Below are 17,901 nucleotides of genomic sequence, written 5' to 3'. Positions count from 1 at the left end.
CCATGGATATTCAATTATTACTGCTGACGATCGTCGTATCGTTTATACTGGCGGTCATTGCCGCTCCAATACTCATTCCGCTGCTGCGGCGAATGAAATTCGGCCAGCAGGTCCGGGATGACGGGCCACAAAGCCATCTTAAAAAGACGGGTACGCCTACTATGGGTGGAATCGTTATTCTGGTGGCTTTTACGCTGACCTTTCTTAAGTTTTCGGCGATTAAAAATACGGATTTTTACGTCCTGCTGGTTGCTACGCTGGGTTTTGGGCTGATTGGCTTCCTGGACGACTATATCAAAATTGTATTCAAGCGTTCGCTTGGACTAACAGCCCGTCAAAAGCTATTCGGGCAATTGCTGTTCAGTGGAATCATGTGCTGGCTTCTGATGAGTAACGATCACAGCACTGCCATTGGAATTCCGGGAACTTCCTGGTCGTTTGATTGGAGTGGCTGGTTCTATTATCCGTTCATCGTCATTATGATGCTGGCGATTAGCAACGCCGTCAACTTCACAGATGGGCTGGACGGGCTGCTGTCCGGTACCAGTGCGATTGCCTTCGGTGCTTATGCCATCGTAGCTATTCAAGCAACCTCGCTTCCGGCTGCGGTTTGTTCAGCGGCCATGATTGGTGCTGTACTTGGCTTTCTTGTATACAACGCACATCCGGCCAAGGTATTTATGGGCGATACAGGCTCGCTGGGAATTGGAGGCGCTATAGGTGCCATCGCTATCGTCACCAAAAGCGAAATTTTGTTCATTATTATTGGTGGTGTATTTGTAATTGAAATGCTGTCCGTAGTTTTGCAAGTAGCTTCCTTTAAAACACGTGGCAAACGTATTTTTAAAATGAGCCCGATTCATCATCATTTCGAGCTGTCCGGCTGGTCCGAATGGCGCGTAGTTATTACATTTTGGGCTGTAGGACTGCTGCTGGCAGGACTCGGACTTTATCTCAACAAGGGGTTGTAGACAAATGAATCATCCAGACACATACCGAGAGCAAGAGGTCGTTATTATAGGCCTGGCCAAAAGTGGCGTGCAAGTCGCCAAGGTACTGCACCAGGCTGGGGCCAAGCTGACAGTCAATGATAAAAAAGACAGGGAACAATGTCCCGAAGCTTCTGAATTAGAGGCTTTGGGAATTTCCGTTTTATGCGGCAGTCACCCGGAAGGGCTAATTTATCCGGGAGTGAAGCTGGTTGTCAAAAATCCGGGTATTCCTTATACGGCCCCGCCAGTGCAGAAAGCTGTCGAACTGGGGATTGAGGTCGTGACCGAGGTCGAGGTCGCCTATCATCTATGCAAAGCGCCGATGATCGGGATTACAGGCTCGAATGGGAAAACGACCACGACCACTTGGGTAGGTAAGCTGTTAGAGGCATCCGGCATGAAGCCGATCGTGGCTGGTAATATCGGCACGCCATTATGTGAGGCCGCTGTGGATGCCAGATCGGACGAGTGGATGGTGGTGGAGCTGAGCAGTTTTCAGTTAAAAGGAACAAAGGATTTTAAACCTGCTGTAGCCTGCTTGCTGAACGTGGCTGAAACCCATCTGGATTATCATGGTGACATGGAGGATTATGTTGCGTCCAAGGCGCGTCTGTTTGCCAATCAAACGGCGGCTGATACTGCGGTATTGAACTGGGATGATCCCGTTTGTCGGGAGCTTGTGCCCTATATCAAAGCGAAGCTGCTCCCGTTCTCAATGACGGAACGTTTGCAGGAAGGGTTGTTCGCTGACCCGCCATACATACCGGATGTGACGGATGACATCGAACGCAGCATCGTATATCGCGATGCGAGTGGTGTGGTGCATCCGATTATAGGCGTTGCCGAGATTGGTCTTCCGGGCCGCTTTAATGTGGAAAATGCCCTCGCTGCTTGCGCGATTGCTATTGCTGCAGGTGCGGAGCCGTCTGAATTGGCGGGACCGCTAAGCGCTTTTCGTGGAGTGGAGCATCGGCTCGAATATGTTGGAGAACATGCCGGGGCAGCTTATTACAACAATTCTAAAGCAACCAATTCCAAAGCGACGATGATGGCGCTGTCTTCCTTCAAGCAACCTATTGTATTGATTGCCGGAGGATTGGACCGGGGTTCGGATTATGCAGAGCTCGTACCGTCCTTGCAGGAGGGTGTAAAGGCTGTTGTGCTGCTGGGCGAGACTCGGCATAAGCTGGCAGACCGGGCACGTCAGGCTGGAATAGAGCGTATCGAGGTCGTCGATAATGGGGAGGACGCCGCCGCTACGCTCGTGGAGGCTGTGAACAAGGCTGCTAAACTTGCTGAGCCGGGAGATGTTGTATTGCTCTCACCCGCGTGCGCAAGTTGGGACATGTTCCGGTCCTATGAAGAGCGTGGACGTATTTTTAAAGAGGCGGCGCATAAATTGTAAGTAGGGGGGTTGGATAAGCCCCTACTTTTATGCAAGGGGTGGCCTCCTGATGAAGCAATCTCGTCCAGCGCCGGATATATGGCTTTTCGTCTGTATTTTGAGCTTGTTAGCCATCGGCATGGTTATGGTATACAGTGCGGGCGCCGTCCTCGCTTTTCACGAGTACGGGGACTCCTACTATTTTGTGAAGCGGCAATTGCTGTTCGCCGGGCTAGGTCTTGTAGCGATGTACTTTACTGCCCGAACGGACTATCGGATCTGGCAGAAGTATGCCAAGGTCGTACTGCTGATCTGTCTCGCTCTGCTGGTTGCCGTACTCATTCCCGGTATTGGTGTAGTCAGAGGCGGTGCACGAAGCTGGCTCGGTATCAGTTCTTTTGGCATTCAGCCATCCGAGTTTATGAAGCTGGGCATGATTCTTTTTCTCGCCCGCTGGCTCAGCCGCCCGGATTATGATATTAATTCCTTTATGCACGGCCTGCTGCCCCCGCTTGGACTCATGGGACTGGCCTTTGGCCTGATTATGCTCCAGCCCGATTTGGGTACAGGCACAGTGATGATGGGGGCGTCCATGCTGATCGTATTTACGGCAGGCGCACGTATGAAGCATTTGGGACTGCTGGCATTAACGGGAGCGGTCGGATTTGCGGCACTGATTGCGGCTGCGCCTTATCGGCTCCAGCGGATCACTGCGTTTCTGGACCCATGGTCCGACCCGCTTGGTGCAGGCTATCAGATTATTCAATCGCTGTACGCCATTGGACCTGGTGGGCTGGCAGGCTTGGGGCTTGGCATGAGCCGCCAGAAATACAGCTATGTTCCCGAGCCGCAGACGGACTTTATTTTTTCGATTTTGGCGGAGGAGCTTGGCTTTATCGGTGGAATGACGGTGCTGGCGCTCTTTCTGGTTCTCGTGTGGAGAGGAATGCGCGTCGCTATCACCATTCCGGATACTTACGGCAGTTTGCTCGCTGTGGGCATTGTAGGAATGGTTGCCGTACAGGTGGTCATTAACATAGGTGTCGTAATCGGCTTAATGCCGGTGACAGGAATAACACTGCCCTTAATCAGCTACGGAGGCTCTTCTCTAACGTTGATGCTAACAGCGCTGGGCATTTTACTGAATTTATCACGTTATGCGAGGTGAACGTTTATGCGCGTCGTGTTGAGCGGCGGCGGTACCGGAGGACACATTTATCCGGCGCTCGCCGTAGCCAGACAGTGCGAAGAGATTGATCCGGACGCTGAATTTTTATACATTGGCGGTCAGCGGGGACTGGAAAGTAAGCTGGTTCCTCAGGAAAAAATTCCATTCGAGGCTATTGATATTACAGGATTCCGTCGCAGCCTGTCTGTAGAAAATATAAAAACGATTATGCGCTTCTTCAAGGGGGTCCGCAGATCCAAAGCATTATTGAAAAAATTCAAGCCGGATATCGTTATCGGCACTGGGGGTTATGTATGTGGCCCTGTCGTCTATGCAGCTTCCAAGTTGGGGATACCCAGCATTATTCATGAGCAAAACGCAATTCCGGGCCTGACCAATGCGTTTCTGAGTCGTTACGTGGATACGGTGGCTGTCAGCTTTGAGGGCTCGGAAGGAGCTTTCCCCAAAGCTAAAAATGTACTGTACACCGGGAATCCGCGCGCTACAACGGTACGTCAGGCTAACCGGGACCGGGGCTTTGCTACCATCGGGGTTCCAATGAACAGCTCGGTCGTGCTTGTGGTCGGTGGCAGCAGGGGAGCAAAGGCCATCAATGATGCCATGATTGCAATGGCTCCGCAACTTTCGCAACTGAAAGACGTCCATTTTGTATATGTGACTGGTGAATCTTACTATGAGCAGACGTTGGACAGCATACGGGATCAGATCGGCTCACTACCCAATCATCTGCATGTGCTTCCCTATATTCACAATATGCCGGAGGTGCTGGCTTGTACCTCTTTAATCGTTAATCGCGCCGGCGCATCCTTTTTGGCTGAAATCACATCATTGGGTATTCCATCCATTTTGATTCCATCTCCCAATGTGACGAACAACCATCAGGAGGCCAATGCCCGTACACTTGAAAAAGCAGGGGCTTCGGTCATGATTGTGGAGAAGGACCTGAACGGTTCGTCCTTGTTTCAATCCATTGCGGGGATCATGGAGGATGAGGCATTGCGCAGCCGAATGGCTGAATCAGCGTCTACGCTTGGCAAGCCTGATTCAGCTGATATTTTAGTAAAAGAAATGGAGCGTCTTGCCCGTAAAAGTTAGACCGCAGCGCAGACTGGGCGGTTGTCACACACCGGATGGTATTGACATAAGATACCCTATACATTGTGACCATCACTCAGGCTGCCGGTTGTCAGGTGAGAGCCATACAACCATGCGGGGCAAGCAACAAGGAGGTTTCAGTACAAATGCAGCAATGGATGCCATTATTAGCGGAGCATGATATCGGAAAAGTGCTGGAGCATGAGCCGCTTTCCAAATATACGACGTGGAAGATTGGGGGTCCGGCGGATGCACTTGTCATCCCGGATACCAAGGAGCAGCTAGCAACTTTACTGCGGCTGGCTGGCGAGCACGGAATCCCGTGGATGCAGTTGGGACGGGGCTCGAACATGCTCGTTTCCGATAAAGGAATCCGGGGTCTCGTGATAAAACTGGGACCGGGATTTGATTATGTCCGTTTTGAAGATGAACGGATCGTCGCCGGTGGAGGCGTGTCACTAGTCAAACTGTGTGTCATGGCCAGCAAGCAGGGGCTATCCGGCCTCGAATTTGCGGGAGGTATCCCGGGATCGGTTGGCGGGGCTGTCTACATGAACGCCGGTGCCCATGGGTCTGATGTGTCACAAATATTCCAGTCCGCTGAGATTGTGCTGGATACAGGGGAATTGGCTGTGTATGATGCCGAACAAATGCATTTCAGCTATCGCCACTCCGTGCTGCACGAGCAGCGAGGAATGGTGACAGAAGCGGTGTTTCGGATGAAGCAGGGCGACCGAGAGGAAATTTCGGAGGCGCTTGCGGCCTTCAAAGATCGTCGCAGGCAGACTCAGCCGTTACAGCTGGCCTGTGCGGGAAGCGTGTTTCGCAATCCGCCAGGAGACTATGCGGCCCGTCTTATTGAAGATGCAGGTCTCAAGGGCTTAAAGGCTGGAGGCGCTGAAGTTTCCGTACAGCATGCCAATTTCATTGTAAATACCGGTCAAGCGACAGCAGAGGACGTGCTTACCCTAATGAAGCATATTCAAAGTACAATATCATCTCAAACCGGCATCAAGCTAGTTCCGGAGGTTTTCGTAGTGGGTGAGCGGTAAACTCGGAGGTGATACATTGGACAAATTGGTGATTGAGGGAGGCCGTCCCTTGTCAGGCACCATACGTATCCATGGGGCAAAAAATGCGGCACTGCCTATTCTTGCGGCAAGCTTGCTTGCACAAGGTAAGGTAGAAATTCGGAATGTGCCCCATTTATTAGACATTAAGGTCATGCTGCACATCCTTGAGAGACTTGGCTGTACATGCCGACATGAAGAGGAAACGGTATACGTGGATACGTCGTCCGTCCGAACGTTCCAGATTCCGGAAGATTTGATGAAGCAAATGCGCTCGTCTATCTTTCTCATGGGACCGCTGCTCGCCAGATATGGAGAAGTTTCCATTTACCAACCGGGAGGCTGCGCCATAGGCGAGCGCAAAATTGATCTTCACCTGGAGGGCCTCAAGGCGCTTGGAGCGGAGATCGTGGAAAAAGAAGAACAAATTACATTTCGGGCCCGCAAGCTGACTGGAACGGATATCCATCTGGATTTCCCGAGCGTGGGGGCTACAGAAAACATTATGATGGCCGCTGCGTTGGCCGAAGGCCAGACAACGATTACCAACGCAGCGAGGGAACCTGAGATTCAGGATCTTCAAAACTTCCTGAATGCGATGGGAGCTCGTATTATCGGAGCGGGGACGGATACGATTACGATTACGGGAGTCAACTCCTTGAATCCGTGTACGTATGAGGTTATTCCCGACCGTATTGTGGCCGGGACCGTTATGATCGCGGCTGCGGCCACGCGTGGCAGTGTGTCGTTGACGCACTGTAATCCCTCCCATTTGTCCGCTCTGATTCACGTCCTCAGGCGGGCTGGTGTTCAAATCGGCATCTTGAATGATATAATGACCGTAAGCTGCATGAGCCGCCCCAAAGCGGTGGAAAGGATTGTTACCTCCCCTTACCCGTCTTTTCCGACGGACTTGCAGTCACAAGTCATGGTTCTGCTTTCTCTGGCAGATGGCTTTAGTGTGATGAAAGAGACGGTCTTCGAAAGTCGATTCAAACATGTGGATGAATTGAATGTGATGGGTGCCGATATTACGGTTGATGCGAATGCCGCCTTTATACGGGGAGTTCCCCGTCTGTACGGGGCCACGGTAGAGGCTACCGATCTACGCGCGGGGGCTGCGCTGGTTATAGCGGGCCTGGCAGCTCAAGGCCTTACCATTGTCGAGCAGGTACACCATATTGACAGAGGGTATGACCGGATTGAGCGTCTTTTCCAGGGACTGGGTGCACGAATGAGCCGTCAGTCTCCGGTGCCGGAGCAACTGGATTTCGTAAATTAATGCCTGTAATGTCCCTCCGTTAGCGGAGGGACCAAAGGCTTTTGTGGAGAGAAGTTATGCCAAACGCTCAAATACCTGTTCTTAAACAGAACAGAATGAAAAAAAGAACAAGTCGGAAGATTGCCATCCTGCTCATTTTGTTGTTTATCGTACTGCTTGCTGTTCTCTTTTTCCGTTCCTCGTTAAGCCGGGTTTCTGAAATCCGTTTTGACGGTAATGTATTTTCGACTCGGGAACAGTTGCTTAATCGAAGTGGTCTGGCTATCGGGGATCAGTATTTCGGAGTCAGTTCTTCAGGCATTTCCAATAAGCTGCGAGAGATTCAGTCGATTCAACAAGTAACAGTGGACAAGCAGTTTCCAGGAGTTATTGCTGTTCATATTAAAGAGTATGCTACGGTTGCTTACGAGTTGCAGAGTGATGGGAGCCTGCGCGCCATTCTTGCAAATGGGACAAGCGTTGGCGTGGGCAGCAGCGGAATTGCAGTTGAGAAGCCCATTTTGACCAAATGGAAATCGGATGATCCTTACAAAGCAAAGCTGTGTGATGCGTTATCTCGGATTCCGGGGGAATGGACAGCCGACATTTCGGAAATCATTCCCGCGCCGATCCCTTCTTTTCCGGACCGCATAAAAATGTATACACGCTCTCAATTTGAGGTCATTACGACGGTTTCTCTTCTGAACTCTAAAATCAGCTATTTGAATCAGGTGCTGGAAACAGAAGAGCCCGGTTTGATCACCATGCTGGAGGCAGATTCCTACGTTCCGTTCAAACAGGACACGAGCGAAGAGGGCCAAGAAAAAGATACTACTCAGTGATGTGAAAAAATGCTAGAATTGATTTTATGGGTAATAGACTTGCCTCCTTCTTTTTTCTTCGAATTTTTATGTGACTACAACCATAAATTGGCTTCTAAAAAGTTTGTAGAAAAAAGAGGGAAAGCATGGAGTATGTTGAATATGTAAAGAGTGTGTTCAAAGAACGAAATTCATTTTGGAGTCAGGAGGTGCCACAGACTTGAGCAACAATGACATCATTGTTAGTTTGGACATCGGTACATCCAAAGTTCGGGCTATTATTGGGGAAATGAACAATGGAACCTTTAATATTATTGGAGTTGGATCTGCCGACTCGGAAGGGATTCGCAAAGGTGCAATTGTAGACATCGATCAAACCGTGCAATCAATCCGTAACGCCGTGGATCACGCAGAGCGCATGGTTGGTATTCAAATAACAGAAGTGTATGTGGGGATTTCAGGTAACCATATTGGCCTGCAAAATAGTCATGGTGTAGTAGCCGTGTCCAACGAGGACCGTGAAATCGGTGAGGAGGACATTGAGCGTGTGCTCAAGGCAGCCGAAGTTATTGCAGTACCACCAGAGAGAGAAATTATTGACGTGGTAGCCAAGCAGTATGTCGTGGATGGCCTTGAAGGTATTCAAGACCCTCGAGGTATGATCGGAGTTCGTTTGGAAGTAGAAGCTACGATTGTTACGGGAGGCAAGACGCCGATACATAATCTGTTGCGCTGCGTTGAGAAAGGCGGCTTGAGGATCAAAGATTTAGTGCTGCTGCCTCTGGGTGCCGGACAATTGTCACTTTCGAAGGATGAGAAGGTGATGGGTTCGGTGCTGGTGGATATTGGTGCAGGCTCTACAAATGTTGCTATTTTCCAGGAAGGAACGATTGTTGCTACATCTACACTTCCCATCGGTGGAGAATTTGTAACCAATGACATTGCCTACGGACTGAGAACCCTTACCGATCAAGCCGAAAAAGTAAAGCTTAAATACGGCTGCGCATGGTATGATGATGCGGCAGCCGATGTGGTCTTTAAAGTGACCCGTATCGGTAGTAATGTCGATAAGGAATTCAATCAGCAGGACTTGGCTGCCATTATTGAGCCGAGGGTGCAGGAAATTTTTCAACTCATTCAGGCGGAAGTTAAGCGCTTGGGTTACACAGAGCTTCCGGGGGGTTATATACTTACCGGAGGCACCGTCTCCATGCCTGGTGTACTTCAGGTGGCACAAAGCGAACTGGCCGCTTCTGTAAGGATCGCCGTACCGGACTTTATCGGTGTAAGGGATCCGGGCTACACAAGCGGAGTCGGCATCTTGCATAATGCCATTCGCTACTATCGCGGAAGATCGACCAGCGTTAGCAGCAGTAGCGGTGGAAGTTCCAAGAAGCCGACCAACCGAACCAAGAGTAGTCCCGCTGCGGAAGGCGAGCAAAAGCAGGGGTTGATTGAACGCTTAAAAAACATGTTCAGTGAGTTTATATAACGTTCATTGCTAATTATGCCAATCATGGACGGGCCATCCATGCACATTGAGGGGGAGATGGAATAGTATGTTGGAATTTGATTTTGAAATGGAGAGCTTGGCTCAAATTAAAGTGATCGGCGTCGGAGGCGGCGGCAGCAATGCGGTTAACCGAATGATCGAAAATGGTGTTCAGGGTGTGGAGTTTATCACCGTTAACACGGATGCTCAGGCGCTTCATTTAGCGAAGTCTGAGCATAAGCTTCAAATTGGTGATAAGTTGACTCGCGGCTTGGGTGCCGGTGCTAATCCGGATGTGGGTAAAAAAGCGGCTGAGGAGTCGCGTGAACTCATTATGAACACGCTCAAAGGTGCGGATATGGTATTCGTGACAGCGGGAATGGGTGGCGGTACAGGTACCGGAGCAGCCCCTGTCATTGCTGAAATTGCCAAGGAATGCGGCGCGCTGACTGTAGGCGTTGTAACACGACCATTCACATTTGAAGGGCGCAAGCGCTCCAATCAAGCCGAACTGGGCATTGAGGGATTAAAAGAAAAGGTAGACACCTTGATCGTAATCCCGAATGATCGACTGCTTGAAATTGTGGACAAAAAGACCCCAATGCTGGAAGCATTCCGTGAAGCGGACAATGTTCTTCGTCAGGCGGTACAAGGTATTTCTGATTTGATCGCTGTACCGGGTCTGATCAACCTTGACTTTGCTGACGTAAAAACGATCATGACGGAGCGTGGCTCAGCCTTGATGGGAATTGGCGAAGCAACTGGCGAGAATCGGGCGGCTGAAGCAGCACGCAAGGCTATCATGAGTCCGTTGTTGGAAACATCGATTGAAGGCGCACGGGGTGTGATTATGAACATCACTGGCGGTAACAATCTGTCTTTGTACGAAGTGAATGAAGCGGCTGAAATTGTAACGTCGGCTTCCGATCCGGAGGTCAACATGATTTTCGGTGCTATCATTGACGAAGAATTGAAAGAAGAGATCAAGGTTACCGTCATTGCCACTGGCTTTGAAGGTAAACCAAGCCAACCAGCACCGGGGCGTAAACCGGCTGCCAACCCGGCGGCACCTGAATCGGCGGAGAAGGGTTCTCCTAACTTGCGTCCGTTCGGCAACACTCAGAGCAGTGATCAACTCGATATTCCGACATTTTTACGTAACCGTTCACGCAATAATAACAACGATAACTAGATTGAAATCAGATAGCCCGTATTCTCCTTGGAGATACGGGCTTCTTTCTGTTTTCTGCATCTTGTGTTCGATTCGTTAGCCGATTCCAATGTAAGAACTCCATTTTTACCATTTCCCGTGCTTCTCCCCTTTCCGACAAAATTAGTCGGTCACCGTCCCCATCGTTAGACAGACTTTGAACAGCATGACTACTATACTTAAGCCTATCCTGCAAACGCTGGGCGGGTGAATCTTTGGTTGTTTATATCGACTTAATTTTTTTGTCCAATTTGTTCATTGATGGTGTACTGCTGATGGCTACCGCCTGGATGAGAAAAATTCGTCTGGTGTGGTGGCGGCTGCTTGCTTCGGCTGTCATCGGTGCGATGTACGTGGTCATGATGTTTGTGCCGGAGCTATCCTTTTTATTTACGTTCCTGATTAAGCTGGCATTATCGGTCATTATGCTGTTGGTGGCTTTTGGATTTGGCAGCATGCAAAAGTACCTTCGTACAATGGGTGCTTTTTATATGATCAATTTTGTAGCAGCGGGAGGAATTCTGGGGATACATTATTTACTCCAGAGTACGGGGGAATTATTTAATGGCATCTGGTACACGGCTTCAGGTGGAATGTCCTTTGAGCTGAAAATTGCATTCTGGTTTATTTTATGCACGTTTGGCGGAGTGATGCTTTTCTTTCGTATTGTGCAATCTTCAAAGCAGCGTACGGAAAGGATGAGTGGATTTCTGGGTGAGGTGCAGGTATGGATCGGGCAGGATCATATTGAGTGTACAGGCTTGTTGGATACGGGGAACCAGCTTCATGATCCTTTGACACGGACACCCGTGATGATCATGGAGGCAGCCTTGTGGGAGGCATATTTACCCTCTTCCTGGCTCCAAAAGCTATCTGAGGGAAATGTGGATCAGCTGGTGATGGAGTTGGGAGACGAATCGTTCAACTGGCAGGATCGAGTTCGTCTCGTACCCTATCGTGGCATTAACCGTAACCACTCCTTTATGCTCGCACTCAAACCGGATCGCGTAGAGGTGGTGATGAATGGAGCTCGCTATGTGCATTATCGGGTGCTGATCGGCTTGGATGGGGGTACGTTGTCAGCAGAGGGAAAATACCGCGCGATTATTCACCCGGACGTGACGGCACACGCGGAGGGGGCTGCTGAGCTGGACCAGAAGCAGGAAGCATACTTTGAAACGCAGGACGATGGTCGTGGGCACACGATCAGGTCTGAAGGCAACCAGGCTATGGCTGTAACGAATGAAGGGATGCAGTGAGATTTTGCACCATTTTCAGAAGGGGGAGAATGACATGCGGGAACAGATGAAATTCAAGATGAAAATCAGGTTGACTTTACAGTTGCAATATTATCGTATTTTATTTTTATTTGGGTTGAAAAGTGAAGAGATTTATTATATTGGCGGCAGCGAGGCGCTCCCCCCGCCGCTGACGAGGGATGAGGAAGAGTATTTGCTTGGAAAACTCTCTTCCGGAGATGCTGCAGTACGGTCCATGTTGATTGAACGGAATTTGCGGCTGGTGGTATATATTGCGCGTAAGTTTGAGAACACAGGAATCAACATTGAGGATCTCGTATCCATAGGGGCGATCGGACTTATCAAGGCAGTTAACACCTTTGATCCCGAGAAAAAAATCAAGCTCGCTACCTATGCTTCTCGATGCATCGAAAATGAAATTTTAATGTATTTGCGCCGAAATAGTAAAACGAGAACGGAAGTTTCTTTTGACGAGCCTTTGAATATTGATTGGGATGGGAACGAGTTGCTGCTTTCCGACGTGATGGGAACGGAAAATGATACCATTTACCGCAATATCGAGGAACAGGTTGACCGAAAATTATTGCATAAGGCGCTGGATAAGCTGACGGATCGGGAACGACTGATTATGGAGCTGCGTTTTGGCTTACAGGACGGGGAAGAGAAGACCCAGAAGGATGTTGCTGACCTGTTGGGTATCTCACAATCCTATATTTCGCGTCTGGAAAAACGTATTATAAAGCGCTTACGGAAAGAATTCAACAAAATGGTATGACGTTTGGGGATATTCGGAAGCGATGGAAACGGCGAATAAAAAAACACCCTCAGGAGATAATGTACATTAATGTTGCTCCTTGGGAGGTAAGACACGATGACCCGAAACAAAGTGGAAATTTGCGGTGTGGATACCGCCAAACTGCCAGTGCTAACCAATGTGGAAATGCGCGAGCTGTTCACATCACTTCAGCAAAATAATGAACGATCAGCCAGAGAAAAATTGGTTAACGGCAATCTACGGCTCGTCCTGAGTGTGATTCAGCGCTTTAACAATCGGGGAGAGTTTGTTGACGATTTGTTTCAGGTAGGATGCATCGGCCTGATGAAGGCGATTGATAATTTTGATCTTTCGCAAAACGTAAAGTTTTCCACTTATGCGGTTCCGATGATTATCGGTGAAATACGCCGGTATTTGCGGGACAACAATCCGATCCGTGTATCCCGTTCGCTGCGAGATATTGCATATAAGGCGCTTCAGGTGCGGGATAGTCTGACAAATCTGAATTCGCGGGAACCGACGATTTTTGAAATTTCTGAGGCGCTGAACGTGCCTAAGGAAGATGTTGTGTTCGCATTAGATGCGATTCAGGACCCGGTTTCGCTGTTCGAGCCGATATATCACGACGGGGGCGACCCAATCTATGTGATGGATCAGATCAGTGATGACAGAAATAAGGACGTCTCATGGATTGAGGAAATCGCTCTGCGGGAAGCGATGCATCGCCTGGGCCAGCGTGAAAAGATGATATTGTCCATGCGTTTTTATGAAGGAAAGACGCAGATGGAGGTTGCCGACGAAATCGGTATCTCTCAAGCCCAGGTTTCAAGATTAGAGAAGTCGGCCATACAGCAAATGCAAAAGCATGTGAAGTCGTAGTTCTTAAGGGAAGAGAAGCTTGGAAGGCATACCGATAAAAACGATCCTGTGTGGATCGTTTTTGCGTTTACAGGACATTTTTTGGGTTCTCCCTCTCATATAGTGAAATAAAGGATGTGATACGTGTGAGTGCACCGGAAACGTCGGTAAGGGCCATGAAAATTTCCGAGTTTCAAACAAAGGATGTCATTAACATTGTAGATGGGCGACGATTGGGACAAATCAGTGATTTGGAGATTGATGTACGACAGGGCAAAATCGAGGCCATTGTTGTCCCCGGCAGCAGCCGTTTTATGGGCTGGTTTGGAGGGGGAAGCGAACTGGTCATTCCTTGGCGCAACATTGTGAAAATTGGCTCGGATGTGGTACTTGTACGATTGGAGGGATTGCATGAGCAGCAGGGTGATGGTGAGGAAAAAATATATATTGAGCGCCAGGAACGAAATGATCGACGGGGATTTTGAGCTGTAGGAATATGTGCATTTGACAGCTATGTGAAGACACGGCGGCGGCTTTTTGGTACACTGGGCAGTAGAGGTGAAAACGAATGGAACCGTTTGTAGTGAATACCGGAGCAACGGGTGTCGCGTCAACGACAGATGGCGCGCATCCCTTGCCAGAGTTATTATATATTCAATCCTGGGAGAAACAGGTTCGTGGATTGACTGCAGGTTTTACCGGACGCCATGGCGGTGCCAGTGAAGTGCCTTACGAAAGTCTGAATTGTGCGTTTCATGTAGGGGATGACCCGGAGAAAGTTATTCGCAATCGGCAGCTTATTGCGGAGCAGCTCGGATTTGTGCCTGAAGCCTGGACCTGTGGAGAGCAGGTGCACGGTAATCACGTTGCTGTTGTAAAGGCTGCTGACCGCGGGCGCGGCTTTGTGGATCGTGCATCCGCTTTTCAGGATACAGACGGACTGTTGACCGATGTACCAGGCATTTTACTGACATCCTTTTATGCGGATTGCGTGCCGTTATATTTTTGTGATCCGGTGCGGCGTGTGATTGGGCTGGCACATGCGGGCTGGAAAGGAACGGTTGCCGAGATTGCGCTGAAAATGGTGCAAACGATGCAGACCGAATATGGATCGCAGCCGTCTGATTTGCTTGCAGCCATTGGCCCTTCCATTGGTGCAAAGTCATACGAGGTGGATGAGCACGTGATGAGCCAAATTCGGGTTTTGGAGCATGATTGCCCGGGTAATGATAAATGGGAAGGTACTGTCTATTTCCCATTAGGCGGCGGAAAAACGCTCCTTGACTTGAAACAATGCAATCGACACATTATGATGAAAGCAGGAATATTGCCGAGCCGTATCGAATGTACTACCTTATGCACGAGTAGCCGCAGCGATTTGTTTTTTTCGTATCGCAAGGAAGGCGGCGTCACAGGGAGAATGGCGAGCTGGATTGGTCTGGAAGAGAGGTGAGTCCTCCCGTGTCTTTGGAGGAACGAATTAAAGAGGTGAACGCCCGTGTGGAAGCGGCATGTGCCCGCAGCGGACGTTCGCGTGAAGAAGTAAATGTGATCGCTGTCACGAAATATGTTTCGGCAGCGGCGATGGCTTTTGTATTGGACAGTGGCTTGGAGCATGTTGGCGAAAATCGCTGGCAGGATGCTGCGGATAAATGGAGCAAGCTGGGTGACCGGGGAACATGGCATTTTATCGGTCATCTGCAAACGAATAAGGTTAAAGATGTTATTGGAAAATTTGAATTTATACACTCGCTTGATCGGTTGTCGCTGGCTCAGGAATTGGACAAGAAGGCGGCTGTTCTTGGACTAAGGATCAAAGCCTTTGTGCAAGTTAATATTTCAGGGGAAACTTCTAAATATGGTCTTTCTCCTGAGGCGGTGGCCCCTTTTTTGAAACAAATTCGTGAGCTTGAGCATGTGGACGTGATTGGCTTGATGACGATGGCTCCCCATGAGGAAGACCCGGAGAATACCCGGCCTGTATTTCGGGGGCTACGTGAATTGCGTGATGCGATAAATGGACAAGCTTTAACAAGAGAACCTATTGTTCACCTGTCGATGGGCATGTCTAATGATTTTGAGGTTGCGGTTGAAGAAGGAGCGACCTGGTTACGGCTTGGTTCTGTACTGGTCGGACGAGAGGAGGATTTCCATTGGGCGTAATGAATAAGTTCATGAACTTCCTGGGACTTCAGGAAGAAGAGGAAGTTGTAGAGCGAGAGGTTATGAATACGCCGGAAGATCAAGAAATTGAAACCCCAAGCTTTGATAAACGTAAGAACCAGAAGGGCAATAATGTTGTCAGCATCCATTCACAGAAAAATGTGAAAGTTGTCCTGTATGAGCCGCGTTCTTATGATGAAGCACAGGAAATTGCCGACCACATTCGTTCCCATCGTACAGTCGTGGTCAATTTGCAACGCATCCGTAAGGATCAGGCGCTGCGCATCATTGATTTTTTAAGTGGTACTGTATATGCGTTGGGCGGGGGGATTTCCAAGGTGGGCAATAATATTTTCCTGTGTACACCGGATACGGTTGAAATTCAAGGCTCCATTACGGAAATACTAGCTGACACTGAACAAGAACTTAACAGAATGAGGTGAGCTTTTCTTGATCGAGGTAATCGGTTGGCTATTTCAGATTTATTCTTACATGATCATTGCATATGTCCTGATGTCGTGGCTTCCTAATGCAAGAGAGAGTGTGATCGGTGATTTACTTGCCAAGTTTGTGGAGCCGTATTTGTCTCCTTTTCGCAGATTTATACCGCCAATCTTCGGGATGATTGATATTTCACCCATCGTTGCGCTGATTGCTCTGCGTTTTGCGTCGTATGGTTTGATGTCTTTAATTAGGAATTTCGTCTAGGAGGACTTATGCGAACTGAGATTTATGAGCATTTTCACCCGGATGAACGGGATTATGTAGATCGCGCTTCCGAATGGATCAGTCATGCGGGGGCTTATCATGAGCAGAAGCTGACTGATTTTTTGGACCCGCGCCAACTGTACATATTGGAGACGCTTGCTTCGAAGGAAGACAAGGTCACGATTAGGGTAGATGGCGGTTATGAGGCATCGGAACGAAAGCGGGCGCTAATAGCGCCCGATTATTCGTATGTGGACGGAGAGAATATGGGAATTCAGGTTCTTTCCGTCACGTCCGATGATCATAAAATTAACACGCTGGAGCACGGGGATTATCTGGGTGCAATATTAGGACTTGGAATCAAGCGTGGAAAAATAGGGGATATTCATGTGCTGGACGACGGGTGCCATGTATTGGTGGCTTCAGAGATCAGCGATTTTATTACGATGCATTTACAGCAGGTTCATCGTGTTCATGTATGGACAGAACTGTTGCCTCCAGAAAATCTGCGGACGAAGGACGTTACATTGGAGCCGCTGGACCTGACGGTGGCTTCTTTGCGTCTGGATGGCATTGCCAGTGATGTGTACAAGCTGAGCCGCAGCAAGATCTTAACACCGATCCGGGCGGGACGGTGCCGGGTAAATTGGAAGGTGGAGGAGAATCCATCCACTTCACTTAAGGCGGGAGACGTTATTTCCATGCAGGGATTTGGGCGTTTCAAAGTGCTGGAAACAGACGGCATGACAAAAAAAGGGAGATTCCGTGTCAAAATTGGCAAGTTTATATAGTTGGAGGCAGGATTCACGAGCTTTCTGTCGAAAGAATTAAGCTATAGCGAAGAACTGGAACGATTTTGCTCTGTACAGTATTCACAAAACGGGGTATGATGACCGATAGATGATAGTGAGCGTCGTGACGCGGAAAATGTTTTTTTGTCAATCTTATAGGAGGTGGACGGCATGCCATTAACGCCATTGGATATACATAACAAGGAATTTGCCCGCCGGCTTCGCGGTTATGACGAAGATCAGGTCAATGAATTTTTGGATCAGGTGATCAAAGATTACGAGGGCGTTATCCGTGAAAATAAAGAACTGAGTACACAGCTGTTGAATGTTCAGGACAAGCTCGATCATTTTTCGACCATTGAGGATACGCTGAGCAAGACGATTATCGTGGCGCAAGAAGCGGCTGATGAAGTCCGTAACAACGCCAAGAAAGAATCGCAGCTCATCGTGAAGGAAGCGGAAAAAAATGCGGACCGTATTGTGAATGAAGCGTTATCCAAATCCCGCAAAATTGCGTTGGAGGTCGAGGAACTGAAGAAGCAGGCTTCGATTTACCGGGCACGTTTTCGTACATTGGTGGAGGCGCAGCTTGATTTGTTAAGTCATGACGGATGGGAAGCGCTTGAAAATCGTGAACGCGAAGTGCTGGAGCGCGAGCGTGAAATGAAAGAGATTTATTAATCGTCATCCCGAACAGCGATTTCTAGTCCTTGTCAGGGTTGACTTTTACCTTTAAACAGGCTATAACTGTAAATACTATACTGAATATCACGTTATCCATTGTGGGTAATGAGTCGTTATTCAGGGCAGCGAAGCTGCTGATTTAATATCCC

At 49.0% G+C, this 17,901-nt stretch carries 19 protein-coding genes; all 19 read left to right on the top strand.

Translation table 11 applies throughout. The annotated features are described in order from the left end of the window. The first annotated feature begins 2 nt into the window (after positions 1–2). The 19 genes from mraY to E0698_RS13200 all read left to right on the top strand — a co-directional run bounded on the left by mraY (position 3) and on the right by E0698_RS13200 (position 17,749). Positions 3–971 (top strand): phospho-N-acetylmuramoyl-pentapeptide-transferase, encoded by a 969-nt coding sequence (gene mraY / locus E0698_RS13290; RefSeq protein ID WP_192511870.1) that lies wholly within the window; start codon positions 3–5, stop codon positions 969–971. Positions 972–975: 4 nt separating this feature from the next. Next, positions 976–2,397, top strand: a complete 1,422-nt coding sequence (gene murD / locus E0698_RS13285; protein WP_192511869.1) for a UDP-N-acetylmuramoyl-L-alanine--D-glutamate ligase — start codon at positions 976–978, stop codon at positions 2,395–2,397. A gap of 49 nt (positions 2,398–2,446) precedes the next feature. Then, on the top strand, positions 2,447–3,544 hold the full coding sequence (spoVE, locus tag E0698_RS13280; RefSeq protein ID WP_149093324.1) for a stage V sporulation protein E: 1,098 nt from the start codon (positions 2,447–2,449) through the stop codon (positions 3,542–3,544). A 6-nt stretch (positions 3,545–3,550) separates the two neighbouring features. Then, the gene (gene murG / locus E0698_RS13275) at positions 3,551–4,660 is read left to right on the top strand and encodes an undecaprenyldiphospho-muramoylpentapeptide beta-N-acetylglucosaminyltransferase (RefSeq protein WP_192511868.1); all 1,110 of its coding nucleotides are present in this window, start codon (positions 3,551–3,553) and stop codon (positions 4,658–4,660) included. Between the two features lie 146 nt (positions 4,661–4,806). Further along, positions 4,807–5,712, top strand: a complete 906-nt coding sequence (gene murB / locus E0698_RS13270; RefSeq protein WP_192511867.1) for a UDP-N-acetylmuramate dehydrogenase — start codon at positions 4,807–4,809, stop codon at positions 5,710–5,712. After that, the gene (murA, locus tag E0698_RS13265) at positions 5,702–7,012 is read left to right on the top strand and encodes a UDP-N-acetylglucosamine 1-carboxyvinyltransferase (RefSeq protein ID WP_187644771.1); all 1,311 of its coding nucleotides are present in this window, start codon (positions 5,702–5,704) and stop codon (positions 7,010–7,012) included. Before murB ends, murA begins: the two co-directional genes overlap by 11 nt. A 56-nt stretch (positions 7,013–7,068) precedes the next feature. Further along, the gene (locus tag E0698_RS13260; protein WP_192511866.1) at positions 7,069–7,833 is read left to right on the top strand and encodes a cell division protein FtsQ/DivIB; all 765 of its coding nucleotides are present in this window, start codon (positions 7,069–7,071) and stop codon (positions 7,831–7,833) included. Positions 7,834–8,032: 199 nt separating this feature from the next. Further along, positions 8,033–9,304 carry a cell division protein FtsA gene (ftsA, locus tag E0698_RS13255; RefSeq protein WP_134913489.1) on the top strand — a complete coding sequence of 424 codons (1,272 nt, stop codon included), beginning with the start codon at positions 8,033–8,035 and terminating at the stop codon, positions 9,302–9,304. 67 nt (positions 9,305–9,371) lie between these two features. Further along, complete coding sequence (ftsZ, locus tag E0698_RS13250; RefSeq protein WP_044649277.1) at positions 9,372–10,496, top strand: cell division protein FtsZ; 1,125 nt, start codon at positions 9,372–9,374, stop codon at positions 10,494–10,496. Between the two features lie 233 nt (positions 10,497–10,729). Then, positions 10,730–11,773 carry a sigma-E processing peptidase SpoIIGA gene (gene spoIIGA / locus E0698_RS13245; RefSeq protein ID WP_192511865.1) on the top strand — a complete coding sequence of 348 codons (1,044 nt, stop codon included), beginning with the start codon at positions 10,730–10,732 and terminating at the stop codon, positions 11,771–11,773. Positions 11,774–11,807: 34 nt separating this feature from the next. Continuing rightward, on the top strand, positions 11,808–12,548 hold the full coding sequence (gene sigE / locus E0698_RS13240; protein ID WP_014282431.1) for an RNA polymerase sporulation sigma factor SigE: 741 nt from the start codon (positions 11,808–11,810) through the stop codon (positions 12,546–12,548). A 96-nt stretch (positions 12,549–12,644) separates the two neighbouring features. Then, positions 12,645–13,427, top strand: coding sequence for an RNA polymerase sporulation sigma factor SigG (gene sigG / locus E0698_RS13235; RefSeq protein WP_025684639.1), 783 nt, complete (start codon positions 12,645–12,647; stop codon positions 13,425–13,427). A 125-nt stretch (positions 13,428–13,552) separates the two neighbouring features. Further along, a complete protein-coding gene (locus E0698_RS13230) occupies positions 13,553–13,891 on the top strand; it encodes a YlmC/YmxH family sporulation protein (RefSeq protein ID WP_134913491.1) in 339 nt (112 codons plus the stop codon). Positions 13,892–13,974: 83 nt separating this feature from the next. After that, positions 13,975–14,859, top strand: a complete 885-nt coding sequence (pgeF, locus tag E0698_RS13225) for a peptidoglycan editing factor PgeF (RefSeq protein ID WP_192511864.1) — start codon at positions 13,975–13,977, stop codon at positions 14,857–14,859. 8 nt (positions 14,860–14,867) lie between these two features. Continuing rightward, positions 14,868–15,569: a YggS family pyridoxal phosphate-dependent enzyme gene (locus E0698_RS13220; RefSeq protein WP_192511863.1), complete on the top strand. Its 702-nt coding sequence runs from the start codon at positions 14,868–14,870 to the stop codon at positions 15,567–15,569. Then, positions 15,560–16,012 (top strand): cell division protein SepF, encoded by a 453-nt coding sequence (locus tag E0698_RS13215; RefSeq protein ID WP_025684635.1) that lies wholly within the window; start codon positions 15,560–15,562, stop codon positions 16,010–16,012. The genes E0698_RS13220 and E0698_RS13215 overlap by 10 nt, the downstream gene beginning before the upstream one ends. A 7-nt stretch (positions 16,013–16,019) precedes the next feature. Further along, positions 16,020–16,277, top strand: a complete 258-nt coding sequence (locus tag E0698_RS13210) for a YggT family protein (RefSeq protein ID WP_134913494.1) — start codon at positions 16,020–16,022, stop codon at positions 16,275–16,277. An 8-nt stretch (positions 16,278–16,285) separates the two neighbouring features. Further along, the gene (locus E0698_RS13205) at positions 16,286–17,068 is read left to right on the top strand and encodes a YlmH family RNA-binding protein (protein ID WP_192511862.1); all 783 of its coding nucleotides are present in this window, start codon (positions 16,286–16,288) and stop codon (positions 17,066–17,068) included. Positions 17,069–17,239: 171 nt separating this feature from the next. After that, a complete protein-coding gene (locus E0698_RS13200; protein WP_134913496.1) occupies positions 17,240–17,749 on the top strand; it encodes a DivIVA domain-containing protein in 510 nt (169 codons plus the stop codon). Positions 17,750–17,901 lie beyond the last annotated feature (152 nt).

Origin of the sequence: Paenibacillus sp. 23TSA30-6 (assembly GCF_014858585.1) — a bacterium.
In the GTDB taxonomy this organism is placed as follows: domain Bacteria; phylum Bacillota; class Bacilli; order Paenibacillales; family Paenibacillaceae; genus Paenibacillus.
The sequence above is the reverse complement of the archived record's forward strand: the minus strand, read 5'-3'. Positions and strand labels throughout refer to the sequence as shown.